This is a genomic window from Caulobacter sp. (assembly GCF_035254145.1).
Lineage (GTDB): Bacteria > Pseudomonadota > Alphaproteobacteria > Caulobacterales > Caulobacteraceae > Caulobacter.
Genome location: NZ_DATFAV010000273.1, coordinates 1 through 5667 on the forward strand (window position 1 = coordinate 1; position 5667 = coordinate 5667).

The 5667-nt window shown below is 69.4% G+C and carries 5 protein-coding genes; 2 read left to right on the forward strand and 3 right to left on the reverse strand.

The annotated features are described in order from the left end of the window. Together VJ655_RS16720 and acnA are read right to left on the reverse strand one after the other, a co-directional pair. A partial coding sequence (locus VJ655_RS16720; protein ID WP_324113030.1) for a DUF1223 domain-containing protein occupies positions 1–381 on the reverse strand: 381 nt, incomplete at its 3' end. 184 nt (positions 382–565) lie between these two features. Further along, entirely contained in the window at positions 566–3253 is a 2688-nt protein-coding gene (gene acnA, locus VJ655_RS16725; protein WP_324113032.1) for an aconitate hydratase AcnA, read from the reverse strand. 183 nt (positions 3254–3436) lie between these two features. On the opposite strand from acnA, the gene ccmA reads away from it, so the two are divergent. Continuing rightward, a complete protein-coding gene (ccmA, locus tag VJ655_RS16730; RefSeq protein ID WP_324113034.1) occupies positions 3437–4060 on the forward strand; it encodes a heme ABC exporter ATP-binding protein CcmA in 624 nt (207 codons plus the stop codon). Next, entirely contained in the window at positions 4057–4722 is a 666-nt protein-coding gene (gene ccmB, locus VJ655_RS16735) for a heme exporter protein CcmB (RefSeq protein WP_324113036.1), read from the forward strand. Before ccmA ends, ccmB begins: the two co-directional genes overlap by 4 nt. A 201-nt stretch (positions 4723–4923) precedes the next feature. Here ccmB and VJ655_RS16740 read toward each other — a convergent pair. Further along, on the reverse strand, positions 4924–5667 hold a 744-nt coding region (locus tag VJ655_RS16740; protein WP_324113038.1), incomplete at its 5' end, for a DMT family transporter.

The following is a 5667-nucleotide window of genomic DNA, read 5'->3' on the forward strand; positions in this document are numbered from 1 at the left end:
GACCGCCTCGGCCTTGGTCCCGGAGGCCTGGACGCGGCCGCCGACCACCATCTGCGGCGTGGGCACGTCGCGCAGGGCGAACTTCTTGGCGTAGGCGCGCTGGCGCTCGGCGAACACCGGCTTGGCGAAGGTGTCCTTCCAGCCGAGATAGTCCCAGTAGTCGACCGAATAGGTCAGGGCCAGGACGTCGTCGCGCTGGGACAGCTCGGCGGCCAGCTGGTTGGCCTTGCCGCAGGACGAACAGCCCTGGGCGGTGAACAGTTCGACCACCACGGGCGGCTTGGACCGCGGCCCCTGGGCCCAGGCGGCGCTTCCTCCCGACAGGGAAACCAGGGCGCCGGACAGGGCCAGGCAGATCAGGGAAAGGGCGGCCTTACGCATTGCGGGTCACTTAAGCCAAGAACGCCTGGTTTATCCGTTCACGAGGCCGTGAATAGCGGCGGTCCATGGGGAGAAAACGGTGGAGACATCGTTGTCACGAGCCCCCGAACGGGAATGGCGCAACGAAAAACGGCCGGCCCCTGGAAGGAGCCGGCCGCCTTTCTCACGATCGCGCGCGCGACGCTCAGTCGGCCTTGGCCAGGTTGCGCAGCACGTAGTTCAGGACGCCGCCGTTCTTGAAGTACTCAAGCTCGGTGGGCGTATCGATGCGGCAACGCACGGGGAAGCGGGCGATGCGGCCGTCGGTCGGGCGGTAGAGCTCGACGATCAGCTGCTTGCGCGGCGCCAGATCCGTCAGACCACGGATCGAGACGATTTCCTCGCCGGTCAGCTCCAGCTTCTGCCAGCCGTCCTGGACGAACTGCAGCGGCAGCACGCCCATGCCGACCAGGTTCGAGCGGTGGATGCGCTCGAAGCTCTCGCAGATCACCGCGCGGACGCCCAGCAGCTTGGTGCCCTTGGCGGCCCAGTCACGCGAGCTGCCGGTGCCGTATTCCTTGCCGCCGAAGACGACGGCCGGACGGCCCTCGGCCTGGTACTTCATGGCCGCGTCGTAAATCGGCATCACTTCGCCGGTCGGGAAGTGCTTGGTCACCCCGCCTTCGATGTCCGGCGTGATCTTGTTGCGGATCCGGATGTTGGCGAACGTGCCGCGCATCATCACCTGGTGGTTGCCGCGGCGGGCGCCGTAGCCGTTGAAGTCCACCGGCTGGACGCCGTGGTCGATCAGGTACTGACCGGCCGGGCTGGTCGTCTTGATCGAACCGGCCGGGCTGATGTGGTCGGTGGTGATCGAGTCGCCGAACACGGCCAGGATCCGGGCCTCCACGATGTCGGTGACCGGGGTCGGGGTCATCGACATGTTCGGGAAGTACGGCGGGTTCTGGACGTAGGTGGAGTCGCCTTCCCAGGCGTAGGTCTGGCCGCCGGTCACCTTGATGCCCTGCCAGTTCTTGTCGCCCTTGAAGACGTCGCCGTAGCGGGTGGCGAACATCTTCTCGTTGATCGCCTTGCGCTGCAGGGCGGCGATGTCCTCGTTCGAGGGCCAGATGTCCTTCAGATAGACGTCGTTACCCTTCTTGTCCTGGCCGATCGGTTGGGTGGCCAGGTCGATCTTCAGGCTGCCGGCCAGGGCGTAGGCCACCACCAGCGGCGGCGAGGCCAGGTAGTTGGCGCGCACGTCCGGGTTCACGCGGCCTTCGAAGTTGCGGTTGCCCGAGAGCACCGAGCAGGCGACCAGGTCGTTGTCGTTGATCGTCTTGCTGATGGCTTCCGGCAGCGGGCCCGAATTGCCGATGCAGGTCGTGCAGCCGTAGCCCACCAGGTTGAAGCCGAGAGCGTCCAGCGACTTGGTGAGACCCGCCTTGGCCAGGTAGTCGGTGACCACCTGCGAGCCGGGGGCCAGCGAGGTCTTCACCCACGGCTTGACCTTCAGGCCCTTGGCGACCGCGTTCTTGGCCAGCAGGCCGGCGGCGATCAGGACCGAGGGGTTGGAGGTGTTGGTGCACGAGGTGATGGCGGCGATGACCACGTCGCCGTGGCCGACGTCGAAGTTCTCGCCTTCCACCGGGGCGCGCAGGTCGGGCTGCTCGGCCTTGCCGAACTCACCGGCCAGCGACTCGGCGAACTTGACCGAGGCGTCGGCCAGCAGGACGCGGTCCTGCGGGCGCTTGGGGCCGGCCAGCGAGGGCTGGACCGCCGACAGGTCGAGTTCCAGCGTGTCGGTGAAGGTCGGCTCGGGCACGCCCGGCTCCCACCACAGGCCCTGTTCCTTGGCGTAGGCCTCGACCAGGGCGACGCGTTCCGGCGTGCGGCCGGTGCCCTTCAGATAGGCCACGGTGGAGGCCGAGATCGGGAAGAAGCCGCAGGTGGCGCCGTATTCCGGGGCCATGTTGGCGATGGTCGCCTGGTCTTCCAGGGTCAGGTTGGCCAGGGCGTCGCCGTAGAATTCGACGAACTTGCCGACCACGCCCTTCTTGCGGAGCATCTGGGTGACGGTCAAAACGAGGTCGGTGGCCGTCGCGCCTTCCGGCATGGCGCCGGTCAGCTTGAAACCGATGACTTCGGGGATCAGCATCGGGATCGGCTGGCCGAGCATGGCGGCCTCGGCCTCGATGCCGCCCACGCCCCAGCCCAGCACGGCCAGGCCGTTGACCATGGTGGTGTGGCTGTCGGTGCCGACCACGGTGTCGGGATAGGCGACTTCGGCGCCGTCGACTTCGTTCGTCCACACGGTTTGCGCGAGGTACTCAAGGTTTACTTGGTGACAAATCCCGGTGCCGGGGGGCACGACGCGGAAATTGTTGAACGCCGACGAGCCCCAGCGCAGGAAGCGGTAGCGCTCGATGTTGCGCTCGTACTCGCGCTTGACGTTGGCGTCGTAGGCCTTGGCGTCGCCGAAGTTGTCGACCATCACCGAGTGGTCGATGACCAGGTCGACGGGGTTCAGCGGGTTGATCTTGGCCGGGTTGGCGCCCAGGGCGACCATGGCGTCGCGCATGGCGGCCAGGTCGACGACGGCGGGAACGCCGGTGAAGTCCTGCATCAGCACGCGCGCGGGGCGGAAGCTGATTTCGTGCTCGACCGAGCCCTTGTTCTGCAGCCAGGCGGCGACGGCCTTCAGGTCGTCCTCGGCGACCGAGACGCCGTCCTCGTTGCGCAGCAGGTTCTCCAGAAGCACCTTCATCGAGACCGGCAGCGACGAAGTTCCGGCAAGACCGGCTTCCTCGGCGGCGCGAAGGCTGTAATAGACATAAGACTTGCCGCCGACGGTAAGCTCGCGACGGGCTTTCAGGCTGTCCACAGACGCCATATTCAAGGATCCTTCTCTGTCCACGGCCGCCCGAAAACCACTCCCGGGATCACGCGCTGATCGAAGAGGACCCACAGCGTCCGCCTCCGCGCCGCGTACCACCCAAACCGACTGGAGGGGGACGACCGCGCGCTTCTTAGCGCCGCCGTCGCTCAACGTCCATGTCGCGCGCGGGGTCTTGGCGTGTTGAGAGTTGTTCTCATAAAGGATTTGGCGATTTCGCGCGGCGAGCGTCGGTTGTTCTCGAACCTCGACCTGACGCTGTCCGCCGGGGAAGCCGCCGTCCTGGTGGGGCGAAATGGCGCCGGCAAGACCAGCCTGTTGCGCGCCGTCGCCGGCCTGCTGCGCCCCGCCGAGGGAACGGTGACCTTCCAGGATGCGTCCGGCCCGATCGAGGCCGACGCGGCGCGCGCCGAGCATCTTCACCTGCTGGGCCACCAGGACGGACTGAAGTCCAGCCGCACCGCCTGGGAGGAGCTGCGCTTCCAGACCCTGTGGACCGGCGGGACCGAGGCCTCGGCCCGAGCGGCCGCGAAGCGGTTCGATCTCACCCGCCTGCTGGACCTGGAGGTTCGGCGGCTGTCGGCCGGCCAGCGCCGGCGCCTGGCCCTGGCCCGCCTGGTCGCCAGCCCCCGGTCGCTGTGGCTGCTGGACGAGCCCATGGCCCCGCTGGACGCGGGCCAGCGCGCGGCGTTCGGCGCCGTCATGGCCGAGCATCTGGCCGGCGGCGGCATGATCCTGGCCTCGGTGCACGACCCGCTGCCGATCCCGACGCGGAGCATCTCCATCGGCGAGATTGGCCAATGAAGGCGTTCGGCGTGCTTCTCCGGCGCGAGCTCTCCCTGGCCTGGGGCCGGGGCGGCAGTCCGTTGCTGGCCCTGACCTTCTACGCCTGCGTCGTGATGCTGCTGCCCATGGCGTCCGGCCGCGCGCCCGAGCGCCTGGCGGCCATCGCGCCGGGCATCGCCTGGCTGGCCCTGGCCCTGGCGGCGCTGCTGTCGCTCGAGCGCCTGTTCGAGCGCGACTATGACGACGGGACCTTGGACCTGCTGGCCCTGGGCCCCGCGCCGCTGGAGGCGGTGGCCGTCGCCAAGTGCCTGGCCCAATGGCTGGCGACCGGCGCGCCCCTGGCCCTGGCCGCGCCCGTGGCGGCGCTGATGCTGGGCGCCGAGCCCAAGGTCATGCCGCTCCTGGTGCTGTGCGCCCTGGCCGGGGGCCTGGCCTTCGCCTTCCTGGGCGGGCTGGGCGCGGCCCTGGCGCTGGGCAGCAAGCGCGGCGGCCTCCTGGTGGCGGTGATCGTCCTGCCGCTCTACGCCCCGCCGGTGATCTTCGGGGCCGGCGCGCTGGACGGCTATGCGTCGGGCCTGCCCTGGACCGGCGGACTGATGCTGATGCTGGCCTATTGCGTCGGCGCGGTGGCCTTGTCGCCCCTGGCCATGGGCGCGGCGTGCCGCAACGCGCTGGATTGAGGGCAAGCGCCTAACCTGCCACCCTAAAATCCGCCTTCCTCGCCCTTGTGGCGAGGACCCATGGCGCGGCTGGGTCGGGTGGCGACAAGCATGCGCCGCCGATCCTGACGCCCACCTGCGCCTCGCGGCGGCGGCGGAACGATGGGCCCTAGGCGCAAGGCCTAGGGAGGCGGGTTCTCGGTTTGCGCTCGAGCTTGCCCCTTACGGCGTCGGCGGAACCATCGCCTGCAGGTCGCCCGCCCGGGCCTTCCGCTCGCCCAGAACCACCGCGAAGCTGCCGCCAATGATCAGCAGGCCCCCGGCCAACAGGGTCGCGGTCAGGTGGTCGCCGAACAGCAGCACGCCGCAGGCCGCCCCCATCAGCGGCTCGATATTGATGAACACCCCGGCGCTGGCCGCGCCCACGCGCGCGGCGCCGAACTGCCAGGCCGCGGTGGCCAGCAGGGTCGCCAGCACGCCCTGGGCCAGGATGGCGGCCCAGACCGGCGCGCTGAGATCCAGTTTCGGCGGGCCATGCATCACGAAGGCGATCGGCAGGATGGTGACCGCCGCCACGATGATCGACACCGCCGGAATGGTCATGGCGTCGGTCGCCTTGGGCGCGCGGCGAAGGATCAGCAGCCAGGCCAGGAAGATGAACAGGGCCGCGATCGACAGGGCCACGCCCCAGGGCGAGCTGGCCCCGTCGGGCTTGCCGGCGATCAGGGCCGCGCCCAGGGTGGCGGCCGCGACCCCGGCCCACGAGGCCTTGGAGACGGTCTCGCCCAGCACACGGGCGCTGACGGCGATCAGAGCCGGCATGGCCCCGACCAGCAGGGCCGCGACCGTGACGCTGACATGGGCCAGGCCCTCGAACTGCACCAGGAACGCCACGCCGTACAGCACCCCCGACAGCAGCACGACGGGCGAGGCGAACAGGGCCCGCGCCTCCCGCCGCCGCAGGGC

Excerpts from the sequence above, each read along its gene's own strand:
- acnA (WP_324113032.1), bottom strand. The coding sequence starts at position 3,253 with ATGGCGTCTGTGGACAGCCTGAAAGCCCGTCGCGAGCTTACCGTCGGC.
- ccmB (WP_324113036.1), top strand. The coding sequence starts at position 4,057 with ATGAAGGCGTTCGGCGTGCTTCTCCGGCGCGAGCTCTCCCTGGCCTGG.